Annotated in this window: 17 protein-coding genes; 6 read left to right on the forward strand and 11 right to left on the reverse strand. The window is 48.0% G+C overall.

Translation table 11 applies throughout. The annotated features are described in order from the left end of the window. Positions 1 to 312 precede the first annotated feature (312 nt). Both HPS54_RS09940 and HPS54_RS09945 read right to left on the reverse strand, forming a co-directional pair. The gene (locus HPS54_RS09940; RefSeq protein ID WP_172345302.1) at positions 313 to 1,212 is read right to left on the reverse strand and encodes a hypothetical protein; all 900 of its coding nucleotides are present in this window, start codon (positions 1,210 to 1,212) and stop codon (positions 313 to 315) included. Between the two features lie 105 nt (positions 1,213 to 1,317). After that, on the reverse strand, positions 1,318 to 1,953 hold the full coding sequence (locus HPS54_RS09945; RefSeq protein ID WP_172345303.1) for a porin family protein: 636 nt from the start codon (positions 1,951 to 1,953) through the stop codon (positions 1,318 to 1,320). 1,044 nt (positions 1,954 to 2,997) lie between these two features. On the opposite strand from HPS54_RS09945, the gene HPS54_RS09950 reads away from it, so the two are divergent. The 3 genes from HPS54_RS09950 (at position 2,998) to HPS54_RS09960 (ending at position 5,515) form a co-directional block, all read left to right on the forward strand. After that, entirely contained in the window at positions 2,998 to 4,275 is a 1,278-nt protein-coding gene (locus HPS54_RS09950; protein ID WP_172345304.1) for a glycosyltransferase family 4 protein, read from the forward strand. Then, positions 4,272 to 5,066 (forward strand): glycosyltransferase family 2 protein, encoded by a 795-nt coding sequence (locus HPS54_RS09955; protein ID WP_172345305.1) that lies wholly within the window; start codon positions 4,272 to 4,274, stop codon positions 5,064 to 5,066. The genes HPS54_RS09950 and HPS54_RS09955 overlap by 4 nt, the downstream gene beginning before the upstream one ends. A 146-nt stretch (positions 5,067 to 5,212) precedes the next feature. After that, positions 5,213 to 5,515: a hypothetical protein gene (locus HPS54_RS09960; RefSeq protein WP_172345306.1), complete on the forward strand. Its 303-nt coding sequence runs from the start codon at positions 5,213 to 5,215 to the stop codon at positions 5,513 to 5,515. Positions 5,516 to 5,638: 123 nt separating this feature from the next. On the opposite strand, the gene HPS54_RS09965 is transcribed toward HPS54_RS09960, so the two are convergent. The 5 genes from HPS54_RS09965 to HPS54_RS09985 all read right to left on the reverse strand — a co-directional run bounded on the left by HPS54_RS09965 (position 5,639) and on the right by HPS54_RS09985 (position 10,901). Next, positions 5,639 to 6,583, reverse strand: a complete 945-nt coding sequence (locus HPS54_RS09965; protein ID WP_172345307.1) for a peptidoglycan DD-metalloendopeptidase family protein — start codon at positions 6,581 to 6,583, stop codon at positions 5,639 to 5,641. A gap of 192 nt (positions 6,584 to 6,775) precedes the next feature. Next, the gene (recG, locus tag HPS54_RS09970; protein WP_172345308.1) at positions 6,776 to 8,875 is read right to left on the reverse strand and encodes an ATP-dependent DNA helicase RecG; all 2,100 of its coding nucleotides are present in this window, start codon (positions 8,873 to 8,875) and stop codon (positions 6,776 to 6,778) included. A 25-nt stretch (positions 8,876 to 8,900) separates the two neighbouring features. Continuing rightward, positions 8,901 to 9,572, reverse strand: a complete 672-nt coding sequence (locus HPS54_RS09975) for a 2-C-methyl-D-erythritol 4-phosphate cytidylyltransferase (RefSeq protein WP_172345309.1) — start codon at positions 9,570 to 9,572, stop codon at positions 8,901 to 8,903. Between the two features lie 22 nt (positions 9,573 to 9,594). Then, the gene (locus HPS54_RS09980; RefSeq protein ID WP_172345310.1) at positions 9,595 to 10,158 is read right to left on the reverse strand and encodes a DJ-1 family glyoxalase III; all 564 of its coding nucleotides are present in this window, start codon (positions 10,156 to 10,158) and stop codon (positions 9,595 to 9,597) included. A gap of 26 nt (positions 10,159 to 10,184) precedes the next feature. Continuing rightward, positions 10,185 to 10,901 (reverse strand): pyridoxine 5'-phosphate synthase, encoded by a 717-nt coding sequence (locus HPS54_RS09985; protein WP_172345311.1) that lies wholly within the window; start codon positions 10,899 to 10,901, stop codon positions 10,185 to 10,187. 354 nt (positions 10,902 to 11,255) lie between these two features. Here HPS54_RS09985 and HPS54_RS09990 point away from each other — a divergent pair, with 354 nt between their 5' ends. The 3 genes from HPS54_RS09990 (at position 11,256) to HPS54_RS10000 (ending at position 16,896) form a co-directional block, all read left to right on the forward strand. Continuing rightward, positions 11,256 to 12,143: an NAD kinase gene (locus HPS54_RS09990; protein WP_172345312.1), complete on the forward strand. Its 888-nt coding sequence runs from the start codon at positions 11,256 to 11,258 to the stop codon at positions 12,141 to 12,143. A gap of 35 nt (positions 12,144 to 12,178) precedes the next feature. Further along, positions 12,179 to 13,855, forward strand: a complete 1,677-nt coding sequence (locus tag HPS54_RS09995; RefSeq protein WP_172345313.1) for an ABC transporter ATP-binding protein — start codon at positions 12,179 to 12,181, stop codon at positions 13,853 to 13,855. A 338-nt stretch (positions 13,856 to 14,193) separates the two neighbouring features. Beyond that, a complete protein-coding gene (locus tag HPS54_RS10000; protein WP_216653072.1) occupies positions 14,194 to 16,896 on the forward strand; it encodes a T9SS type A sorting domain-containing protein in 2,703 nt (900 codons plus the stop codon). A gap of 119 nt (positions 16,897 to 17,015) precedes the next feature. On the opposite strand, the gene HPS54_RS10005 is transcribed toward HPS54_RS10000, so the two are convergent. From HPS54_RS10005 to HPS54_RS10020, 4 genes are all read right to left on the reverse strand, one after another. Next, positions 17,016 to 17,210 carry a hypothetical protein gene (locus HPS54_RS10005; protein WP_172345314.1) on the reverse strand — a complete coding sequence of 65 codons (195 nt, stop codon included), beginning with the start codon at positions 17,208 to 17,210 and terminating at the stop codon, positions 17,016 to 17,018. 59 nt (positions 17,211 to 17,269) lie between these two features. Further along, complete coding sequence (locus HPS54_RS10010) at positions 17,270 to 18,511, reverse strand: hypothetical protein (RefSeq protein ID WP_172345315.1); 1,242 nt, start codon at positions 18,509 to 18,511, stop codon at positions 17,270 to 17,272. Beyond that, positions 18,468 to 19,478, reverse strand: coding sequence for a hypothetical protein (locus HPS54_RS10015; protein WP_172345316.1), 1,011 nt, complete (start codon positions 19,476 to 19,478; stop codon positions 18,468 to 18,470). The genes HPS54_RS10010 and HPS54_RS10015 overlap by 44 nt, the downstream gene beginning before the upstream one ends. A gap of 815 nt (positions 19,479 to 20,293) precedes the next feature. Then, positions 20,294 to 20,869, reverse strand: a complete 576-nt coding sequence (locus HPS54_RS10020) for a chromate transporter (RefSeq protein WP_172345317.1) — start codon at positions 20,867 to 20,869, stop codon at positions 20,294 to 20,296. Positions 20,870 to 20,894 lie beyond the last annotated feature (25 nt).

Below are 20,894 nucleotides of genomic sequence, written 5' to 3' on the forward strand. Positions count from 1 at the left end.
TTTGTTTTGTCAGTTAAAAACTTTGGCTCCGTCCTCTCTTGGGGGCGCGCCCCCAAGAGAGGACGGACAATACTCTGAAAGAGGTAATTCCTAAATCAAAATTTTGCACTTCGATTTGGAATCTTCATACATTATATATATGGGGTTCTTAAAAGGAGATAGGGGAAGATAAGAGGAGATAAAGGAAGATAAGAGACGAATGTTTCAGGCATGTGAGTGTGTGCCAAAAATAAGTTGTCGTCACAAAAATGGTTCCCGGACGGGAGTATGCCGTCCGGGAACCATTTTGTCTTAAGATGTGTTTGTTACTTCTTATTTTGCCTTATAAGTGATTGTCAGTTTCTCGAATCCTTCCTCGTCTTCGTCTCCAAGATATGCTTTCAGGTTGTTTCCGACCAGTTCGAATTCAAGCAGATTGCCTTCGTCTGCGAATGCAGAAGGAACCGCTCCCTTGTTCTTGCCGGTTGCCATCCATGCTGCCGGTAGGAAAAACCTTCCAAGATACTTCATGCCGGAGTATACTTTGCATTGCATGGCAAGTGTTCCGAATGGCGATATTATCATCTCGTCGCAAGAACTCTTGTACCATATCTCATTTTCATACCCCATGTCGTCGTCATCTGCACCCATGCTTTGAAGAAATTTCTCAAACTCTTCAAACGTGCCGAATGTCTTGCTTATGGATTGTCCGCCTTTCTCGCCTGCCGTAAAATGATACTGTTCCGCCGTCCATGTTCTGCACAGACTGTTTATGTCACCGCTTATTTTCGGTGTCTTGCGATATTTGTACGTCTTTGTGCCGTTCTTGTCTTGGACTGTCATGCTGCTTTCCGTAAACGTCACTGTGCCGAAACCGTCAAGCGCATATACGTATTCTCCGGTTTTCTTGTACGTACCGGTCTTCAGTCCGTAGTTGTAACCGCTGCTGCCGTTGCTATTCTCACGCATCACCGGAGCATGCTTTTTGGTCAGGGACACTCCGCCATTGTTGTCTTTGTACTCGATGATATATTCCTCTCCTGCCGTAAGTTCAATGTACTTGTATGGAGAGTTGTCATCTGTTATTTCGTATTTTGCAGCGTTCTCCATGTTCGCTGGCGGAGTTACGGGAGTCTCATCCCCGTTTCCGTCGTCATCACTGCTGCATGCTGTAAGGCTTATCGCTGCTGTCATAAGAAACAGCATGCTTGTAAGAAAACCAATTTTTTTCATGTATGTTTTATTGTTATTAATATGATATTGTTGTCTTTGAAATAGGTGAGGAGCCTGTTGTATCGACACACAAGGCTCCTCATCGTTAAAAGAAAGGGACTAATATTAGAAGTTATAACCCACGTTGAACATGAAGTTGGAGTTCTTCATGTCCACGCCGTCCATATCGGATATGTTCGTAAGACCGAACTGATATGCGCAGCCGATGTAGAACTTGCTTACCGTAACGCCGGCGCCAATCTGCAGACCTGCATCGAACTTCTTTGCCACGTTGTCGTCAAAGAAATCCACGTCTAACTTCTCGTCCTCATCTTCCGTTTTCAACTTGCCGCTTATTCCGTATGCAAGATAAGGTCCGAAGTTTACCTGCAGCTGTGTGGCTTCGCTGAAGTTGTAACGATAAGAAGCGAGCACCGGAATTTCAAGATACAGCGGATTGGCTTTCATTTCGTAGCCGTCGCCCTTGAAACCTTTCTGTGTCGCATACAGTCCGGTCTGGACATAGAGGCTCTGCAACAGCGGTATGTCTACGTTTACTCCTACATTGAAGCCGAAGCGGCTCTTTACTGCATCGTCCATGTCGCCTGTTATAGTAGACAGGTTTCCACCAATGCGTACACCGAAAGTTATGGGCTTGTCTGCCTTTTCGGTCGAGAAGAACGAGGATGAACTTGCTGAATTCTGCGCAGATGCCGTGAGTGAAAGTACGGCACATGCTGCGATGATAAATAATTTTTTCATTGTTCTCTTGTTTTAAGTTATTAATAAAGTTGATTATAATGCGAAATCCATACGCCATATATTGTATAGTCTGTCAGTTGAGCAACGTTGTGGCAGGAAGAAAAAGCTTCGTCCGTGCAGTGAACGGATTGACGACAGACCGTTTTCGGGATGATGTGTGAGTTGTGCCATAATGATAATGAACAGTCTTCTCTTGTGTTAATTTATTCTTTCTATTGTTTATTTTCGTTGCAAAGATATAAAAATAGACGCAATTACCCCCCCCGTTATGTTAAAACAGGTTAAATGATGGTAATGAAAATAATGCCTTATGCCTTGCATAAAAGTTTGATGTGGAATGGCTGTATATTACTGAAGTGTTGAGTCCGGTGGTTGTATGGTAATAAAAAACACGCTGCCACTCTCGGCGAGCAGCAGCGTATCAAACTATGTTTAACTAAAAAATCTTTCAGAATTTGAAGGGAGTCTCACGACTACCTTTGCCATCCTTTCAAACAATCATGAAAACTTTACCTTAAAATAAACTACTATTAACCTAAACAATCTATTAACCTTTATGTGATGCAAAGGTACGATAATATTTTGTATCGCCAAGCGCTTATAAGTGTATTCTTGCCAATCAAAGTCTGTTTCTTGACATCTGTCAATGTCACAGTTGCCGATATATGTGTTTTCACTTCGCATAACGGCTGCCGGCGGCTGTTTTTATGTCGTGCCATGTACGGTCTGTGAAGTGCGACGGACTGTCGTGTGGATAGTTCATAAAAGGGCTTTTCAGACGCCTGTTGTAACGTGTTCATTTTCAAGTGAATACCTTTTGCGTTCCAAAAGGGCATCTTTCAGCCTCTAAAAGGCGGCATATTGGAACGCAAAAGGTGCCCTTTTAGAACGCGAAAGACGGCATATAGGAAATCCAACGGACATAAAGAGAAAACCGATTGGAAATCTGATGACCGATTTGGGATTAAAAACATCTTTTTATTTTGTATTTTGTCTATTTTCAACTAACTTTGTCTCTTGAAGAATTTAACCGGAAAATCACTTATGCGAGTACTTATTATAAATACCAGCGGCAGGACGGGCGGTGCCGCCGTGGCGGCAAACCGCCTTATGGAAGCTCTCAACAACAACGGCGAGAAGGCGAAGATGTTGGTGTGCGACAAGGATACCGATCAGATTACCGTTGTAGGACTGCATAACGGTCTGCGCCGTCATCTGAACTTTCTGTGGGAACGGTGGTGTATATTCGTGCGCATGCATTTCTCTAAGAAAAACCTTTTCGAGGTGGACATTGCCAACGCGGGTATGGACATAACGAAGCTGCGCGAGTTTAAGGAAGCCGATGTCATACATCTCAGCTGGATAAATCAGGGCATGCTGTCGCTCAAGGGAATAAGAAAGATACTGGAGAGCGGCAAGCCGGTGGTGTGGACCATGCACGACTTCTGGCCCTCTACGGGCATCTGTCACTATCCGCGCACTTGCAAGGAGTATCGCAACGGGACGTGTCGCAACTGCCGTTACCTGCCGGGAGGCGGCTCGGAGCATGACATGTCGTACAGGGTGTGGAAGAAGAAGGCACGTATATGGCATAGTCACAATATCATTTTCGTGGCGTGCAGCAAGTGGCTTGCTGCCAATGCGCGGTCGGCATCGCTGCTTGCAGGCAAGCAGGTTACAGCTATTCCCAATCCTATCGACACACGTATCTTCCGTCCGTGTGACAAGACGGAGGCACGGATGAACCTTTCTCTGCCGCAAGACAAACGCTTGATACTCTTCGTGTCGCAGCGGATAACCGACAGGCGTAAGGGCATGGACTATTTTGTGGAGGCGTGCGGCAAGCTCGCTGCGGAACATCCGGAAATGTGCGACAGCACCGGAGTAGTGATTCTTGGCGGTCATGCGGAGGACTATGAAGATCGTTTGCCCTTTACTGCATATCCTTTAGGTTATGTAAGTGACGAGAAGAAGATTGTGGATGTGTATAATGCAGTTGACCTTTTCGTACTTCCGTCGCTTGAAGACAACCTGCCGAATACCATCATGGAGGCAATGGCGTGCGGTGTTCCGTGCGTGGGATTTAACGTCGGCGGCATTCCGGAGATGATAGACCATAGGAAAAACGGATATGTGGCTGAGTACAGGAATTCTTCCGACCTTGCCGCAGGTATGGCATGGACGCTCGAAAACGACGGTTATGCCGGTCTTTGCGAAAATGCCGTACGTAAGGTTGCGGCAAGCTATTCGCAGCAGAGTGTTGCCCTTAGATATATCGAAGTGTATAATCAGGCAATAGCCTACAGGCACTATAAGATATGATAAAGTTTACGATAATAACGGTTACATATAATGCGGCTGATGTTTTCAAGCGTACGGCGGACAGTGTGCTGGCTCAGAAGTATCCGTATGTGGAGCATCTGATAATCGACGGGGCGTCTACGGACCGTACTCTTGAGATGGCCGGTGTGTACAAGATGTGTTCTGATGCTACGGTTATAGGGCATACCGTGATAATAAAGTCGGAGCCCGACAAGGGGCTGTATGATGCCATGAACAAGGGACTGGACATGGCAACGGGGCACTATGTGTGTTTTCTCAATGCCGGGGACTTCTTTCCTGACAGTGATACCCTCGGTACTGTGGCCCGCAACATGCAACCTCGCAATCTGAACGGGGCTGACAAGCCGTTGCCTGCAGTGCTTTACGGTGATACGGATGTCACCGATAATGAAGGCAACTTCTTGTGTCACCGCCGTCTTTCACCGCCCGAAAAACTGACATGGCGTTCGTTCCGGAGCGGGATGCTCGTGTGTCATCAGGCTTTCTATGCCCGTACGGACATTGCCCGGAAATTTCATTATGACCTAAGATACCGCCATTCTGCCGATGTGGACTGGTGTATAAGAGTAATGAAAAAGGCTGATGATATGGGGTTGGAGATGAAGAATTTGCATGCCGTCGTTGCCTGTTATCAGCGCGAAGGACAGTCCACACGTTATCATCGTGCATCGCTCATGGAGCGTTTTGTCATCATGTGTCGTCATTACGGAATATGGCAGACGGTCGTAATGCATGCATGGTTTGTGATAAGACTTGTGCTTAAGCGTTGATATACAAGGATGTCTGAAAGCAGAATGATGATTTATGAATAATCGTCGGTTTTGCATTTAATAACAGTTTTTCTTTGACTTTATGTCGTAAAACATTTATTTTTGCACATGACAAATTATCTATAAACATATAAAAGTATTTTGAGATGAAAAAGACAATGATGAGTATAGCCCTCATGGCAGCACTATGCTTTTCTACCGGGGCATCTGCACAGAGTGTCAAAACTGCTAAAAAAACTTGTGGGAAAGAATGTGTTCAGAAGTGTGACGGTCAGATGAAGAAAGCGGCAGATTGTAAGGCTGCATGTGCAAAGGCTGACTGCAAGAAGATAGCTGACTGCAAGTCTGAATGTAAGAAAGTTAAGGCTTGCAAGTCTGAATGCAAGAAGGAAGCATGCAAGCAGGCTGAGACTTGTAAGGCAAAGGCAACGGATAAGGCTGCAAAATAATATAGCGCGGTATGTTATATGCCGTTTAACTTTGGTTATATAAACAAAAACACCGGGATGAATTGAGTTGTCATCCCGGTGTTTTTGTTGCCGTGCGGCATTAAAGCCGCCCTGTAATATCTTTTAAGTATATCTTAGTATCTGCCCCGGACGTATCTTCTTGTTCTTGCTTATGCGGTTGATTTTGCAGAGCTTGTCCACCGATATGCCGCGTTTGCGTGCGATAGAGGATATTGTCTCGCCACGTGATACCTTGTGATAGCGTACGTCTCCTCTGCTTCTTGCACTCGTCTTTGTTGTGTTGTTGACGTTGCCGTTCACGTCAGCGGAGTTATAGCTGTCGCTTGTTTTCCCATAGAGCCTGTTCGCTTTGTCCGATTCGTTCATGTAAGAGCTGCGTCGGAACATGTATGAATCCTCTGTTACATCCTGGTTTTTGAAGTCGAACATCAACGCAGGATTAAGTGCCACACCGCAAAGACGTGTCTCGAAGTGAAGGTGTGAACCCGTGCTGCGTCCTGTGTTGCCGCCTAATCCGATGGGATCTCCTGCCTTTACGTTCACGTTTTCGTTCACCAGATGCTTTGACATGTGACCGTATATGGTTTCAAGTCCGTTGTTGTGGCGTATCACCACATAGTTGCCGTATCCTCTTGCCTCGTATCTCACGATGCGCACCTTGCCGTCAAAGGCGGCACGGATTGTGTCTCCGATATACACTTTGATGTCAAGTCCCTTGTGCATGCGACCCCAACGGCGTCCGAAATTGGATGTGATGACCTTGCTTGTGGTAGGCATACAGAACTTGCGGAGGTTGATATTGAATGAATCAGGTAGCTGAGTGGCACGGTGTGCGTATTTGTTGCTCCACTCGGTGTACAACTGTGCCGCCGGAGAATGTGCCTGTTCTTTTTGTATTATGTTGCGTAGAACCAATGTGTCTACGGCTTTCATCTTTCTGTCCACCGGTGCCTGGCGTGCCAAAAGGTCTTGCGCCATTGCCGGAAGGGCTGATATTGTCAGGAAAGTTGTAATCGCAAATGTCTTAATTGTTCTTTTAAAATACATAATAATCATTATTGTTTATTTACAAAGCGGTGCGTGTCCGCATGGTAAGAACCGATAATAAATATGAAAGAAGTTATCGGTTAACTTAGTAGTTCGGTGCAAATATAATAAAAAACAGCTAAAGTTGTATATATATTAACAGTTTTTATTGTCAATTTAACACAATCATTAAGATGTCTAAACACTTTTGTTTCAGGATATTGCCGCCCAGTTTATGTTAGTTTTTCTTAATTCCGAAAGTCTTTTCCACAGTAGTGCATACTCCGGTTTGCGGCATGTCGGGTCGTCATCGACAATCTTTTGCGCCTCTTCGCGTGCCAGCTGTACAAGCTGTCCGTCGCGTGCTATGTCGGCAATCTTAAGGTCGAACGCCATGCCGCTTTGTTGCGTGCCTTCCAAATCGCCTGGTCCGCGCAGTTTGAGGTCGGCTTCCGCTATTCTGAAACCGTCGTTCGTGTCGCACATTATGTCTATTCTCCTGCGTGTATCCTTGCTTAGTTGCGGTTTGCTTACGAGTATACAGTATGACTGGTTGGCGCCTCGTCCCACACGTCCCCTCAACTGATGCAGTTGTGAAAGACCGAAACGTTCGGCGTTGAGGATTACCATTACAGAGGCATTTGGCACGTTTACCCCTACTTCGATCACTGTTGTTGCCACGAGGATTTGCGTCTCCCGGTTTACAAACTTCTGCATTTCAGCCTCTTTCTCTGCCGGTTTCATCTTGCCGTGAACCTTTCCTATCTTGAATTCGGGAAATACCTCGCACAATGTTTCGTATCCGTTTTCAAGATCCTGCAGGTCGCTTTTCTCGCTTTCCTGTATCAAAGGGAATACCATGTAGACCTGTCTTCCGTCGCGTATCTGCTGTCTTATGCCGTTGTAAAGACTCGTCATCTGATTGTTCAGCTTATGAATTGTCATCACGGGCTTGCGTCCCGGCGGCAGCTCGTCTATCACGCTGACATCTAGGTCACCGTATATCGTCATGGCAAGCGTGCGCGGTATCGGTGTCGCAGTCATCACAAGCACATGCGGCGGGTTGCTGCTTTTGTTCCACAACTTGGCACGTTGCGCCACGCCGAACCTGTGCTGCTCGTCCACGATGACAAGACCGAGGTTGGCAAACTGCACCGTTTCCTCTATAACGGCATGTGTTCCGACGAGTATCTGTACGCTTCCGTCCAGGAGACCGTCGAGCACAGCCTTTCTTTTCTTGCCTTTTACGATGCCTGTAAGCAGTTCGGTGCGTATGTCCATGTTGCCGAGAAATCCCCGTATAGTAGCCAGATGCTGTTCGGCAAGTATTTCTGTCGGAGCCATGATGCACGCCTGAAAACCGTTGTCGAGAGCAATAAGCATGGACATGAGGGCGACGAGTGTCTTGCCGCTGCCTACATCACCTTGCAACAGACGGTTCATCTGGCTTCCCGAGCACACGTCCCTGCGTATCTCCTTTATCACCCTTTTCTGTGCACCGGTGAGCGGAAAGGGAAGATGATCGTGATAAAAGCCGTTGAAAAACGTGCCTACTTTCTTGAAAATATATCCTCGGTATTTGCGCCGCTGGTCGCTTGCGTAGCGCAGAATGTTCAACTGTATGTAGAACAGTTCTTCGAACTTAAGACGGAGTTTTGCTTTGGACATGTCTTCGGAAGTCTTCGGATAGTGTATGTCACGCAGTGCCCTGTCCCGCGATACAAGCTTCAGCCGTCCCGTGATGAATGGCGGAAGTGTCTCGTCGAGCGGTACGGTAATTCTCTCAAGCATGCCTTTCATGATCTTCTCTACCGCCCTTGAGGTCATGCCTGCTTTCTTCATCTTCTCCGTTGTGCCGTAGTACGGCTGCATGCCCATTTGCGACAATTGCAGTTCCGATGCCTGTTCAATCTCGGGATGTGCCAGTTGGTAACGGTTGCCGAATATTGTCGGCTTGCCGAAGACGATGTATTTCTGTCCTACCTTGAATGTTTTTCTTATATATTGTACGCCTGTGAACCATACGAGGTCGGCAATTCCCGTGCCGTCGGAGAAGTGGGCTACGAGCCGTTTGCGTCGTGGTCCCATTTCAAATTCCTCGAAACTGAGTATCTGTCCGCTTATCTGGACGAACGGCATGTCGCTTCTTATCTCCTTGACGCTGTATATGCGGCTGCGGTCGACATACTTGTAAGGATAGTACTCCAGCAGATCTCTGAGCGTAGCTATGCCCAGTTCGCTGCTCAGCAGAACCTTTTTCCGCGGTCCGATGCCCGGCATATACTGTATGTCCTGGTCCAAGATGTCGATCATGTCGTATTGTTCCGGCGTTTTCTTGCTATTTGTTTATTATAGCCTCGGCTGTTTTCATGTCAAACGGAGTTGTAATCTTGATGTTCTCCCTGTTCCCTTCGGTCAGTGTTATGCTCACTCCTGCGTGCTCCATTACAGACGCGTCGTCGGTGAAGTCGTCCGTGTACGGCTGGCGGTATGCCTCTTTCAGCATGCCGATGTCAAATACCTGAGGCGTCTGCACAAGCACATATTCGTTTCTCGGCACGGTCACGGAATGACCGTCCGCATAGGTGTGGCGTATTGTGTCGACAACCGGAACAACCGGAACAACCGCCTTTGCGGTGCGTGCCATATCGTAACAGCGGCTTATTACCTCTGTTGCGGGAAACGGGCGCACGCCGTCGTGCACACCCACCGTCCCTGTTGTGCCGTCGGGTATCAGTGCCAATCCGTTCTTTACGGAGTGGAAGCGCGTCTCGCCCCCTTCCGCTATGCAGTGCACTATGTCGAAGTTGTGCTTCCGACACAATTCTTCCCAATATCCGTGCTGCGCCTTCGGCAATACCAATATGATGTTCAGTGCATCGCTGTATTCGCGAAACCGCCTTATCGTGTGCATCAGCACAGGCTCTCCGTCGAGCGGAAGAAACTGCTTGGGAATGTCTCCTCCCATGCGCAATCCCTTGCCCCCGGCTACGATTATAGCATATTCCATAACCCTTCGAGTGCCCTTTGCGTTATCTCTCCATAAGGTGCAGATACCTCATTCCGTTTGCTATTCCGTCTGCCGTGTCCGCATCTTTGAGAATGGACAGCAGCGTGTATGCGTATGGCAGAGCCGCAGCGGGACCTTCGCCTGTAACGATGTTGCCGTCTACGGTGTACAAATCGCCTGTATATTCGGCACCTTCGAGATACAGCTCGAAGCCCGGGTAGCACGTCGCACGCCTGCCTTTGAGCAATCCGAGACCGCCCAGTACCATTGGAGCAGCGCATATCGCCGCCACGAGTTTGCCTTTGCCGGCCTGGGCGAGAATGGCTTTTTTCACTCCATCGTGGTTGTTCAGGTTCTCGGCTCCCGGCATTCCTCCCGGCAGCATCAGCAGGTCGGCATCGTCAAAGCAAGCCTTGTCGAATGTCGTGTCCGCCTTTACTGTAACCCCGTGTGCACTCGTCACGTCTCTTGAGCCTGTTATACTTACCGTCGTAAACTCCACTCCGCCACGTCGCATGACGTCTAATGGTATCAGAGCCTCGATGTCCTCGAAGCCGTCCGCCATGAATTGATATACTTTTATCATATATAATAAGGTGTAATATGTATCTCTCAGTCTTTCAGACAAGCAAGATATGCCTGTATGGTATTACCCAGTCCCATGTACAACGCATCGCAGATGAGGGCGTGACCGATGCTCACCTCGTCGAGCCACGGTATGTTGCGGTGGAAATAAGTAAGGTTCTCAAGACTCAGGTCGTGCCCTGCGTTCAGTCCCAGTCCCAGTTCCTTCGCCACCTTTGCCGCCTCCACGAACGGCTTTATCGCCTCTTCCCTGTTTCGTGGATACCCCGCTGCGTATGGCTCTGTGTAGAGTTCTATGCGGTCGGTGCCACATTCTTTGGCTCCCTCCACCATTTTGCACGACGGGTCAACGAAGATACTGGTACGTATGCCCGCCTCTTTGAAACGTCCTATCACGTCGGTCAGGAACGCCCTGTTTGCCACCGTGTCCCATCCGTGGTTGCTTGTCAGCTGGTCGTCGGTGTCAGGCACGAGCGTCACCTGTGTCGGGCACACTTCCAACACCAGTTCTATATATTTGTCTATGGGGTTTCCCTCTATGTTCAGTTCTGTTTTCACAAGAGGCTTTATGCTGCGCACGTCCATGTATCGGATGTGCCTTTCGTCGGGGCGTGGGTGCACGGTGATGCCTTGTGCACCGAAAAGCTCACAATCGACCGCCACTTTCAGCACGTCGGGATTATTGCCGCCGCGTGCGTTACGGATAGTCGCCACCTTGTTGATGTTTACGCTGAGTTTTGTCATTTCCTTTAATTTTTCCGTCTGCCGGTTTCTTTTGCTGCCGTTCTTTCTGACCGCAGGCTGTCCGAAAACTCATGAGCTTATAACCGTCACAATCTAAATTATTCATTCATATCTGCCTGTTATTAAGCAAAAAACAGTATTTTTGCATATTACTCTGTCACAGGCAGCAATTCCGAGGCTGCCCTGCAATCGATTTTTTCCTGCATTGCCGGGCTGCCGTTTATCTTATTACAAAGATAGTTTAAACCGTGGACAATGCAAAATAAAATATGTTTTTTTATCAGTGTTGCCCCGCATGCGGTCATAAACGGGTACCTTGTGCATACAAAAACATAGAAGACAACATAACAGAACATGGCAGCGAAACAGTTGAGATTTGCCGTTTTCGGCAATATATACCAGGCAAGAAAATCGGCAGGCATACAAAGCATACTATCCTGTCTGCGGCATCACGGTGCCGATATATGTATGGAAAGGATGTTCCATGCGTTTCTTTCGGACAGCGGGAACAAGGGTCTTGATGATGTAAAGGTGTTTGATGGTAATGATTTCGATGCCGACTTTGTTCTTTCCATGGGCGGCGACGGCACGCTGTTGAAGTCGGCTGCCGGTGTAGGCGACAAGAACATACCCGTTGTCGGTGTCAATATGGGGCGTCTCGGTTTCCTTGCCAACGTCGGCGCAGGCGACATAAACAAGGCTCTCGACGACATTTGCGCGGGCAGATACGAGATCGACGAGCATGCCGTAATACAACTGTCGGCAGGCGGCACGCCGTTTGGCGGCTGCAGTTTTGCCATGAACGACATCTCCATACTTAAGCGCGACAACGCCTCGATGATAACCATACACACGTGGATCAACGACGAGTATATCGTTACATACCGTGCCGACGGGCTTATCGTTACAACCCCCACGGGTTCCACGGCATACTCTCTGTCCAACGGCGGACCTATAATAACGCCCGGCACGGGCATACTGTGCCTTACGCCGGTGGCTCCGCACAGTCTCAACATACGTCCCATAGTGATACCCGACAATGCTGTTATAAGGCTCGAAGTGGAGAGCCGCAGCCACAATTTCCTGATTGCGGCGGACGGACGGTCGGCTGACTGCCGCGAGGGTGTGCAGTTAGAGATACGCAAGGCGCCGTATACCATAAAGACGGTGAAGCTTGTAGGGCATACTTACGCCTCTACCTTGCGCGAGAAAATGATGTGGGGCGTTGACACGAGAAAGTGACGTTGAAGTGTGTAAAGAAACAAACCGCTTGTAAAATGAACATAAAAGAACTTTTCAGAAAGCACGAAAGCCGTTACACCACATCGCAGATAATGGGATGGTTGTGGCGCTCGTGGCGCGGCAACAGGCTGCAGGCGGTGCTTAACATAGTTCTGGGACTGCTCGGAGTCGTTGTCAGTCTGTCGTCGGTGTGGGCGGTTCAACACGCCATCGATGTGGCGTCGCATGCCGTCGAAGGCTCTCTATATATGTCGGTGGCGGTGATGGGCGCCCTTATACTGTGCGATTTCGCCATACATATATCAGGTGTATGGGTTAAAAACATATTGGGCATACGTGCGCAGAACCGCATGCAGCAGCGCATGCTCGACCGTATTCTGCGCTCGGAGTGGCACGGCAAGGAGAGCCACCACAGCGGTGATGTGCTCAACAGGCTCGAGTTTGATGTCAACAATGTGGTGAACTTCCTTACCGAGACCGTTCCCGGGGCAATCTCCGTGCTTGCCCTTTTCCTCGGAGCGTTCTTCTATCTCTTTTCCATGGACAGCCGTCTGGCACTTGTCATCGTTGCCATGATACCCGTGTTTGTGGTTATCAGCAAGATTTATGTCGGGCGCATGCGCCGGCTCACGCGCCTTGTACGCGACAGCGACAGCAAGGTTCAGAGCGTGTTGCAGGAGACAATACAGAACCGTATGCTGATAAAGACACTCGAACGCGACACCGCCATGGTGGAAAGGCTCGACCGCACACAGGGCGAGCTGCGCCGTAACGTGGTGCGCCGCACGGCATTTTCGGTCTTCTCCAACCTCGTTCTCAATTTCGGCTTTGCCCTCGGATACCTCGTCGCCTTCTTGTGGAGCGCCATGAGGATGTACAGTCACACACTCTCGTTCGGCGGAATGACGGCTTTCCTGCAGCTTGTGGGCAAGATACAGGGACCGGCGCGCAACCTGACAAAGCTCGTACCGGCGTTTGTGTCGGTATTTACGGCTGCCGAACGACTTATGGAACTGGAGGAAAACCCGCTCGAAGAACAGGGCGACTCGGTATATATGGCATCGTCCGGGGGCGTGGGTGTGAGGCTTGAAAACGTGTCGTACGGTTATGACAGTAATGAAGACAACGTCATAGACAGCCTTTCCTTCGACTTTGAACCCGGCAGTTGCACTGCCGTCCTGGGCGAGACCGGTGCGGGAAAGACAACACTTCTGCGCATGCTTCTTGCCCTTATACGTCCCGCCGAAGGCTCGGCTGTAATATATAACGGCAACGGCGAGAAGCCGCTTTCGCCCCTCACGCGGTGTAACTTCGTATATGTACCGCAGGGAAACACGCTTATGAGCGGTACCATACGCGACAATCTGCGTCTTGGAAAGCTCGATGCCGGCGACGAGGAGATGTTTGCCGCGCTTGATAAGGCATGTGCCGGATTTGTAAAGTTGCTGCCGAAGGGACTTGACACAGACTGTAGCGAGCACGGCGGAGGACTGAGCGAGGGGCAGGCGCAGCGCATAGCCATTGCCCGTGCGCTGCTTCGCGGCGGAAGCATAATGCTCTTCGACGAGGCTACAAGTGCCCTCGACCCCGATACAGAGCGCGCTTTGCTCCGTAACATCCTTGCCGCGCACGACAAGACGGTGATATTTATTACACACCGTCCCGCCGTTGTGGACTATTGCGACAAGGTGCTCCGGATAGATAAGAGGTAGGACTTACAATTTTCATACACCACCTTCTGACTTCCAAAAGGTGCCCTTTTGCACTGTAAAAGGGCACCTTTAAGCGTCTTAAATGCCACCTTTTGGAAGGCAAAAGATATCGGTTTGAATTTGAAAGTAAAAATTCCGAGAAAGCTACGGATCGTAAGTAAATGACGTTTTCATGAAGTCCGGGGATTTGATACATTATTCACATTAATATGATATGTATCGCCCGACTTCCCGAAAACAGTATAATTGTATCACATACAATGATTACATAACTTGAGATGTTACGTTCTATCAATAGCATGTAATCATTATTAATTTATCAAATTAAATTTAACCTTATGAAAAAACAAAAGCGATTAATTCTTGGTGGAGCCTTATTGGCATTGGCTCTTGCCGGTCATGCGCAGAAGATTGACTTCAATGCTTATGGCAGGAACGTGAATACGGTGACCGAACCGGGATTTACGCCGTGGGCGATAGAGAAGCTGCCGTCTGTCAGCATGACTCTTGACAACGGCGTAACCATAACGCTGAACAACGGAGACGTGGAAAACACCACACTGAAGTCAAACCAGTGGAAAGACGGAGTGGAGAAACTCGGCTCGAAGATTATCAACGACGCGGCGGTGCTTTACGGTCTTGACGAGGACGGCAATACCCCCACTCTTACGACAAGTGGAACGGTCAACGTCGTGATAGAAGGTCTGCCGGCAGGAGAACACTCGCTTCTTGCATATCATAACTGCGTTGACGGAGGCACTCCGGTCATTGCAAAACTCGATGTTGCGGTGAACGGCACGACCGTTCTTACGGGTGTGGCGCAGACACAGCGTGAGCTTTTACCCTCGGCAGGCGGTCAGTCGTATGTAAAATTTACGGCAGTGGAGGGACAGCCCGTCACCATCAGCTATACCAGCAAGGTTGAGGACGGTGTGGATATGGCGAACGTATATATCAATGCGCTTATCTTTGATCTGCCCAATCCCAAGACAACGGCGCTCGACCCTGTGCCGGCAAACAACGACATGCATGTGGACGGCGACAAGGGAAGCATAGAACTGTCGTGGACAATGGCATCGTCGGCTGTATCGAACAGGCTTTATATAGGTACGTCCGAAGACAACATGACGCTTGTGTCGGAGCTTTCGGGCAACAAGTACATGTTTGACAACGTTTATTCGATGAACACATATTACTGGCGTGTGGACGAGGTTGACGCTTCGGGCAATGTATATCAGGGCGACGTATGGACTTTCCGTCCACGTCAGTTGGCGTTCCCCGGTGCCGAGGGATACGGACGTTATGCCACGGGAGGTCGTGGAGGCGTGGTGTATCATGTCACTTCGCTCGACGACTACAGTGGTGATGAGGCTCCCATTCCCGGAACATTCCGTTACGGAATAAAAGAGGTCAAGGGACCACGCACCATCGTGTTTGATGTTGCAGGAACCATTACGCTTAAGTCGCGCCTGACATGTTCGGACCCATACGTTACCGTGGCAGGTCAGACCGCTCCGGGTAAGGGCATCCTGTTGCGCACCAGTCCGTTTGGAATGGCAAGCGAGGGCATTACCCGTTTCATACGTATGCGACTTGGATATCACAACGGCAACACCGAGCGCGGACTCGACGGACTGGGTATGGCGGGTAACAATCACGCCATAATGGACCACTGTTCCGTGGGTTGGACCATAGACGAGGCGTTCAGCTCGCGTAACGCACACAACATAACTCTTCAGCGCACGCTTATCTCCGAGGCTCTTAACGTTGCAGATCATCCGAACTATGGTTCGGGGGCTGCACATGGATATGCAGCTACTATAGGTGGCGACACCGGTTCGTATCATCACAATCTGCTTGCCCACAACGAGGGACGCAACTGGAGTATGTCCGGTGGGCTTGACGGAGGTGGCTCGTATGCCGGACATCATGACATGTTTAACAACGTTTGCTACAACTGGGGCGGACGCTCTACAGACGGCGGAACGCATCAGGGACAGTTCGTGAACAATTATTACAAGATGGGACCTGCAACGCGGCAGAAGTCTTTACTCAACGCACAGCTTGAAGGTACGGGCAACGGTTCGCAGTCGTATTATGTAAGCGGAAACATCCGTGAGAACCTTGACGGCTCGCGAACGGAGGATAAGTATGGTGATACTTACAGATATAGTCTGTCCGGCGGACAGCAGCTCGATTGGGAGGTGTTTGTAGACAAACCGTTCTTTGAGTCTTATGCAACGATAGAGTCTGCACGTCTCGCATACAAGACGGTATTGTCGGATGTGGGCTGTAACTCTCCTGTCCTTGACGACCACGATGTCCGTATGGTTGACGAAACGTTGAAAGGTACGTACAGTTGTGTCGGAAGTCAGTCGGGTAAGAAAGGTCTGATAGACCGTGAGGCGGATGCGGGAGGCTATGAGAACTATCCTGTAGAGGCACGTGGTGCAGACTTCGACACCGACGGTGACGGTATGCCGGACTGGTGGGAAGTGCTTAACGGCACCGATCCGTATACTGCCGACAATAACCGCGATGACAACCGCGACGGCTGGACGGCACTGGAAGACTATCTCAACTGGCTTGCCGAGCCTCACTTTAAGGTGGTGGCAGGTACCGAAAGTACCATAGACCTTAAGAAACTGTTTGCCGGTTTTGACAATAATCCTGTCTATGAGGTGGACTATGACAACGTGACACTGCCCGAAGGATTTGATGCGGAAGTGAGCGACAACGTTCTTGTTGTCAACTCTCCGGCAGATGTAAGCCGCCTTGTCACAATACCGGTGATAGCTACCGATGATGATAAAGCAGGCACGATGAAGCGTAATATAAATCTGTATGTAGCGTCCGGCACCACAGGCATAGATACTCCAATATCCATAGGTGATGACCGGAATACCGTATATCAGGTATATTCCGCCAACGGATTTCTTGTAAGGAACGGTCGTGATATGTCCGGACTTGCCCCCGGCATATATCTTCTTAAAGCCGTTAACGGCAGCAAGGTGCGTACTTTCAAGGTGACAAAGAAATAATACTTCAATCTGTTTTTTTATATATTGGTAGGGTAGTGGCGTGCATCAGGCATGCCACTATTGCTTTATAAGTAACAGAATAAGCAACAGGGATACAGCTTTTTGCTGTATCCCTGTTGTTAGTATTCATCATCTTCCCATATATTATAGTTGCTTTTCGGATCTTCTTTTGCTCCCGGAGGATTGCCTTCGTGTATGTTTCCTTTGTCTCCATCACCTTCTACTTCCCATGATACGGGTTCAAGCATTACCCCTTCGGAGCACACTTCTATGATTTCAACTTGTGGTTTTATATATTCTTTCCTGTCTTTCATTTTTCTTTGGTTTGTCTGTGAGTTTTTGAAACTATAGTCTTTGCAGTTTGTTTGAGCCTTTATCTCACTATGAATTTCCTGCCGTTGCGTATGTATATGCCTTTAGGCAGGTGGGTCGGTGATATGCCTTTGCCACATACAGCCTGTCCCTGCATGTTGTAAACCGCACTGTCTTCGTTGTCCGTCCTTCCTGTCAGGGCTTCGCGGATATCCGTTGTCTCTCCGTCGCTGACACCATCGAGATATGCGGTGAAACTCATTTTATGGCGTGCCTTGGGGTTTGCCACCTGATGGGCGTCTTCAATCCAGCAATCGAAACCTTTCATCTTGTAAGGCGATGTAAGGTGGTACATGTCTCCTCCGTACAGCATATATGCAGTGGACGGCGCATCCTGGCGCTGATAGCAGCCGTACAGTCTCAACTGACAGTCGCATCCTGAGTTTGTGAATGGACCGTCGTCGCTGCTCGTGTGCTTTGTTGCTTCTTCTTCTGTTATGTCACTTGGTTTCAGATTTACACGGTCTATGGTGTAGTACGGACCTTCGATTACGGTGTTGCTGCCGTCTCCTATCTCCACATTTCCCTGTCTTCCCTCATATCCGGGCTTTATTATGTAGTTCTTTCCGGCTTGTAGTACAATGGCGTCATCCTTATATTTTGTAAGGTCTATGAGTTTGAACGATATTGTATAAGGCGATGACATGTCTGTCAGTACGGCAATGCGTGGATTAGGGAAGAATGCAGTGTTGAGCTGTTGTTTTGTAAGGCTTACCGGCAGTGTTATGCCGTTCCACTTATCGGCTTTCAGCGAACGTTTCAGAATCATCACCCTGTTGGTATATATCGTTTTATCGTCTCCGTCCGTTCTGAAGCTTGTCTTGTCTTCGTCGAGTGCAAAGCTTTCGCCGAGATATTTCAACTGGAAGTCGTCAAAATATACGACATCGGTGTTGCCCATGTCTTTTGTTATTTCTATTCCCAGTTCGACATTCCTGCTTTCCGGCTCTTTCTTTTCGTCGAAGTTTATGTATATCAGTACGCTGTTGGGGAATGTCTGCGCATAGAACGTTATTGCTGCCTCAATCTTATTGCTAACCAGTCCGTCTTCTACTATTGCCGGTTGGTTGGGGTTAAGTTCGAGTGCGTGGAACGGTTCGCCGTATGATTTCGGCAACAAGTCTACGTATGCGTTAGCTGCCGTGTTGTCCGTACTTACCGTGTTGCCTGTTTCTTTGGCATAAAGGCGAGCAATACAGTCATCGCCATTTTGTGAGTTGTAGAAGAAACCTTGGCAGTCCACTCTGTACCAGCCGCTTTGTTTGATATTGATTATTTGGTATAGCTTGTCGCCTTTTTTTTGCTTTTTTTATGCCTCCGCAGTAGAACATACCGTATTTTCCGGCGCCATGGTCATCCTGATTTTGTCCGGAAGAGAGTGTGATGTCTGTTCCGCATTCGTATGAAAAGTTACCGCTCTTTTTCCAACCGTCAGCCTCTTTGTCTGTTGTATTGTCGTCATTGTTGTACTGGTTCATTCTGTTGAAGTTCTGTGCCTTTAACAGGAATGTTGCGTCGGACGGGTTTTCCTTGTCGTATGTCGTATTGAACAGTGCAATCATTTCATCCTCGGTTACGACTTTCCATTGTGCGTACGAATCATCATTTTTCGCTTTGTCCTTTTGGTTAAGACACTTCACAAGGTTGTTGTTACCTCCTTTGAACACCTGGATAGTCATTTCTTGGTTGGATACAAGGTAATAGTCTTCTTTTATTGAGGTATTGTATTTTTTCTCACATTTTATATAGTATATCATATCTTCACCGTTATTCGATGCCTCTTCGAACGTCCAGTATATTCCGTCTCTTGGTTCTTTGCCTCTATCATAGAACACACCGTTCCTTCTGTAGGCATTCTCGCTTGTGTCATAGTCTACCCTTCCTATAAAGCTTCCTGTTTCTTTGTTGTAGAACGGACCGCTCATGGTGTATGCCCCGTTTGACTGTTTCTCGAAAGTAATAGGCAATCCGACAGTAAACGTTGTGGTACGTGTTCCCCAAAAACCTCCGGCATTAAGGAACATATCTTTGCCGACATTGTATAAAAATATTCTTTCCGCTTTCCCGGTTGTTCCCGATATGAGTTTGGATAGTGATTGTCCTTTTCCGGTAAAGAAACTTTGTTCAACGTTGATTTGGGCAGATACATTGCCTGTATATATTATAGAGAATAGCGATGTAATGAATAGTGTACAATAAAATCTTTTCATAATCTGCTTACTTGATTTGTTAATTAACTTAAATTAGATGGTTTTCAGAATTATACTATATAAGTGTCGGATGAATGCCGACATTGATTTAAATACTGTTATTTTATGCAAAAGTACCTGTTTCTATGTGTTTTATAATAAAAGGTATCTTCGTTTTCATTTAATTTAACCCCTTTCGGGGGGGGTAACATTCGTTAACATAAAACACATAAATGTTATTTGAATTTAACATTTATAATCTTTGGATTTCTTATGTGTTCTATATTGTTCTGCCAACAGATATTTTGTGGATTTTTATGTTGGTTTATGTTGATTTCCAAAAGGCGGCGTTTCGGGTTCTGAAAGACGGCATATCAGACGCCAAGAGGTGCCCTTTTGGCATGCAAAAGGGCACCTCTTGGAACGTGACTTGTAATATGTTGATTGTCAATATGATAGCATGCCAGCTTTTGGAACTAATAAAATACGGGAAAATAGTGTGGTTTAAGTCGCGAAAAATGCAAGATAATGGTCTTAAACCGGCTAACAAGGCATACGTGTTTTATCTCCTTTTATCTTTTTATATCTCCCTTTATTTCCTTTATATATTCTATTTCCATCCTCCGGGTAGGGCTGTACCCCGGTGCAGCCGATGTGATTATGAATTATAATTCGTTGTCATTACTAATGATATAAGCCCTGCGGTTTCGGATGTTCCATGGAACATCCCTACAGGTTTCATTAACAAAGGATACGTCTTTTATCTACCTTTATCTTCTTATATCTTCCCTTATCTCTTTTAAAACATTTCCGATAGCCCGGCTTTAAACCGCTTTTTAATAAAGCAGAAGCAGTCCGGCAAACGCGCAGTAGACAATCATGCGTATCGGATTAATCTTGAATTTCCATGTTCCTACAGCCGTGGCGGCAAACAGGAAGCAGCTTATCCAGAACTGCCATGGCGTGAGTGAAGGTGTGCCGAAGTTGTCGGGTGTCATCAACAGGAGGGTTGCCGCGCCGAGAAGTCCCACTACGGCAGGTCTTAGTCCTGCGAAAATGTCGTGCACCGTCTGTGTCTTCATGTATTTCATGAATAGCTTGCAGATAGCGATCATCAGTATAAGCGAGGGCAGTATGAGGGCAAACGTAGCCGTGAGGCTTCCTAATACAGCCATAAAACCGCTGTACCCGGCGTTGTGTACGGCAGTGTATCCGCAGTATGTGGCAGAGTTTATGCCTATCGGTCCCGGTGTCATCTGGCTTATGGCGACGATGTCGGTGAACTCTCCGGTTGTCATCCAGTGGTGACGGTGCACCACCTCGCTCTGTATCAGGGACAGCATGCCGTATCCGCCGCCGAACCCGAACAGTCCTATCTGAAAGAAAGTGATGAAAAGATAAAGGAAAATCATTGCCGTTAACGTTGCTTTTGTCGTT

This window comes from Xylanibacter caecicola, from assembly GCF_013166515.1.
GTDB classification, from domain to species: Bacteria; Bacteroidota; Bacteroidia; order Bacteroidales; family Bacteroidaceae; genus Prevotella; species Prevotella caecicola.

Coding starts and splice junctions, on each gene's coding strand:
- HPS54_RS09940 (WP_172345302.1), bottom strand. CDS start 1,212: ATGAAAAAAATTGGTTTTCTTACAAGCATGCTGTTTCTTATGACAGCA.
- recG (WP_172345308.1), bottom strand. CDS start 8,875: ATGATCGACATCTTGGACCAGGACATACAGTATATGCCGGGCATCGGA.
- HPS54_RS10020 (WP_172345317.1), bottom strand. CDS start 20,869: ATGATTTTCCTTTATCTTTTCATCACTTTCTTTCAGATAGGACTGTTC.
- HPS54_RS10005 (WP_172345314.1), bottom strand. CDS start 17,210: ATGAAAGACAGGAAAGAATATATAAAACCACAAGTTGAAATCATAGAA.
- HPS54_RS09980 (WP_172345310.1), bottom strand. CDS start 10,158: ATGATAAAAGTATATCAATTCATGGCGGACGGCTTCGAGGACATCGAG.
- HPS54_RS09975 (WP_172345309.1), bottom strand. CDS start 9,572: ATGGAATATGCTATAATCGTAGCCGGGGGCAAGGGATTGCGCATGGGA.
- HPS54_RS09995 (WP_172345313.1), top strand. CDS start 12,179: ATGAACATAAAAGAACTTTTCAGAAAGCACGAAAGCCGTTACACCACA.
- HPS54_RS09965 (WP_172345307.1), bottom strand. CDS start 6,583: ATGTATTTTAAAAGAACAATTAAGACATTTGCGATTACAACTTTCCTG.
- HPS54_RS10015 (WP_172345316.1), bottom strand. CDS start 19,478: ATGAAAAGATTTTATTGTACACTATTCATTACATCGCTATTCTCTATA.
- HPS54_RS09985 (WP_172345311.1), bottom strand. CDS start 10,901: ATGACAAAACTCAGCGTAAACATCAACAAGGTGGCGACTATCCGTAAC.
- HPS54_RS09960 (WP_172345306.1), top strand. CDS start 5,213: ATGAAAAAGACAATGATGAGTATAGCCCTCATGGCAGCACTATGCTTT.
- HPS54_RS09950 (WP_172345304.1), top strand. CDS start 2,998: ATGCGAGTACTTATTATAAATACCAGCGGCAGGACGGGCGGTGCCGCC.
- HPS54_RS09990 (WP_172345312.1), top strand. CDS start 11,256: ATGGCAGCGAAACAGTTGAGATTTGCCGTTTTCGGCAATATATACCAG.
- HPS54_RS09945 (WP_172345303.1), bottom strand. CDS start 1,953: ATGAAAAAATTATTTATCATCGCAGCATGTGCCGTACTTTCACTCACG.
- HPS54_RS10000 (WP_216653072.1), top strand. CDS start 14,194: ATGAAAAAACAAAAGCGATTAATTCTTGGTGGAGCCTTATTGGCATTG.
- HPS54_RS09955 (WP_172345305.1), top strand. CDS start 4,272: ATGATAAAGTTTACGATAATAACGGTTACATATAATGCGGCTGATGTT.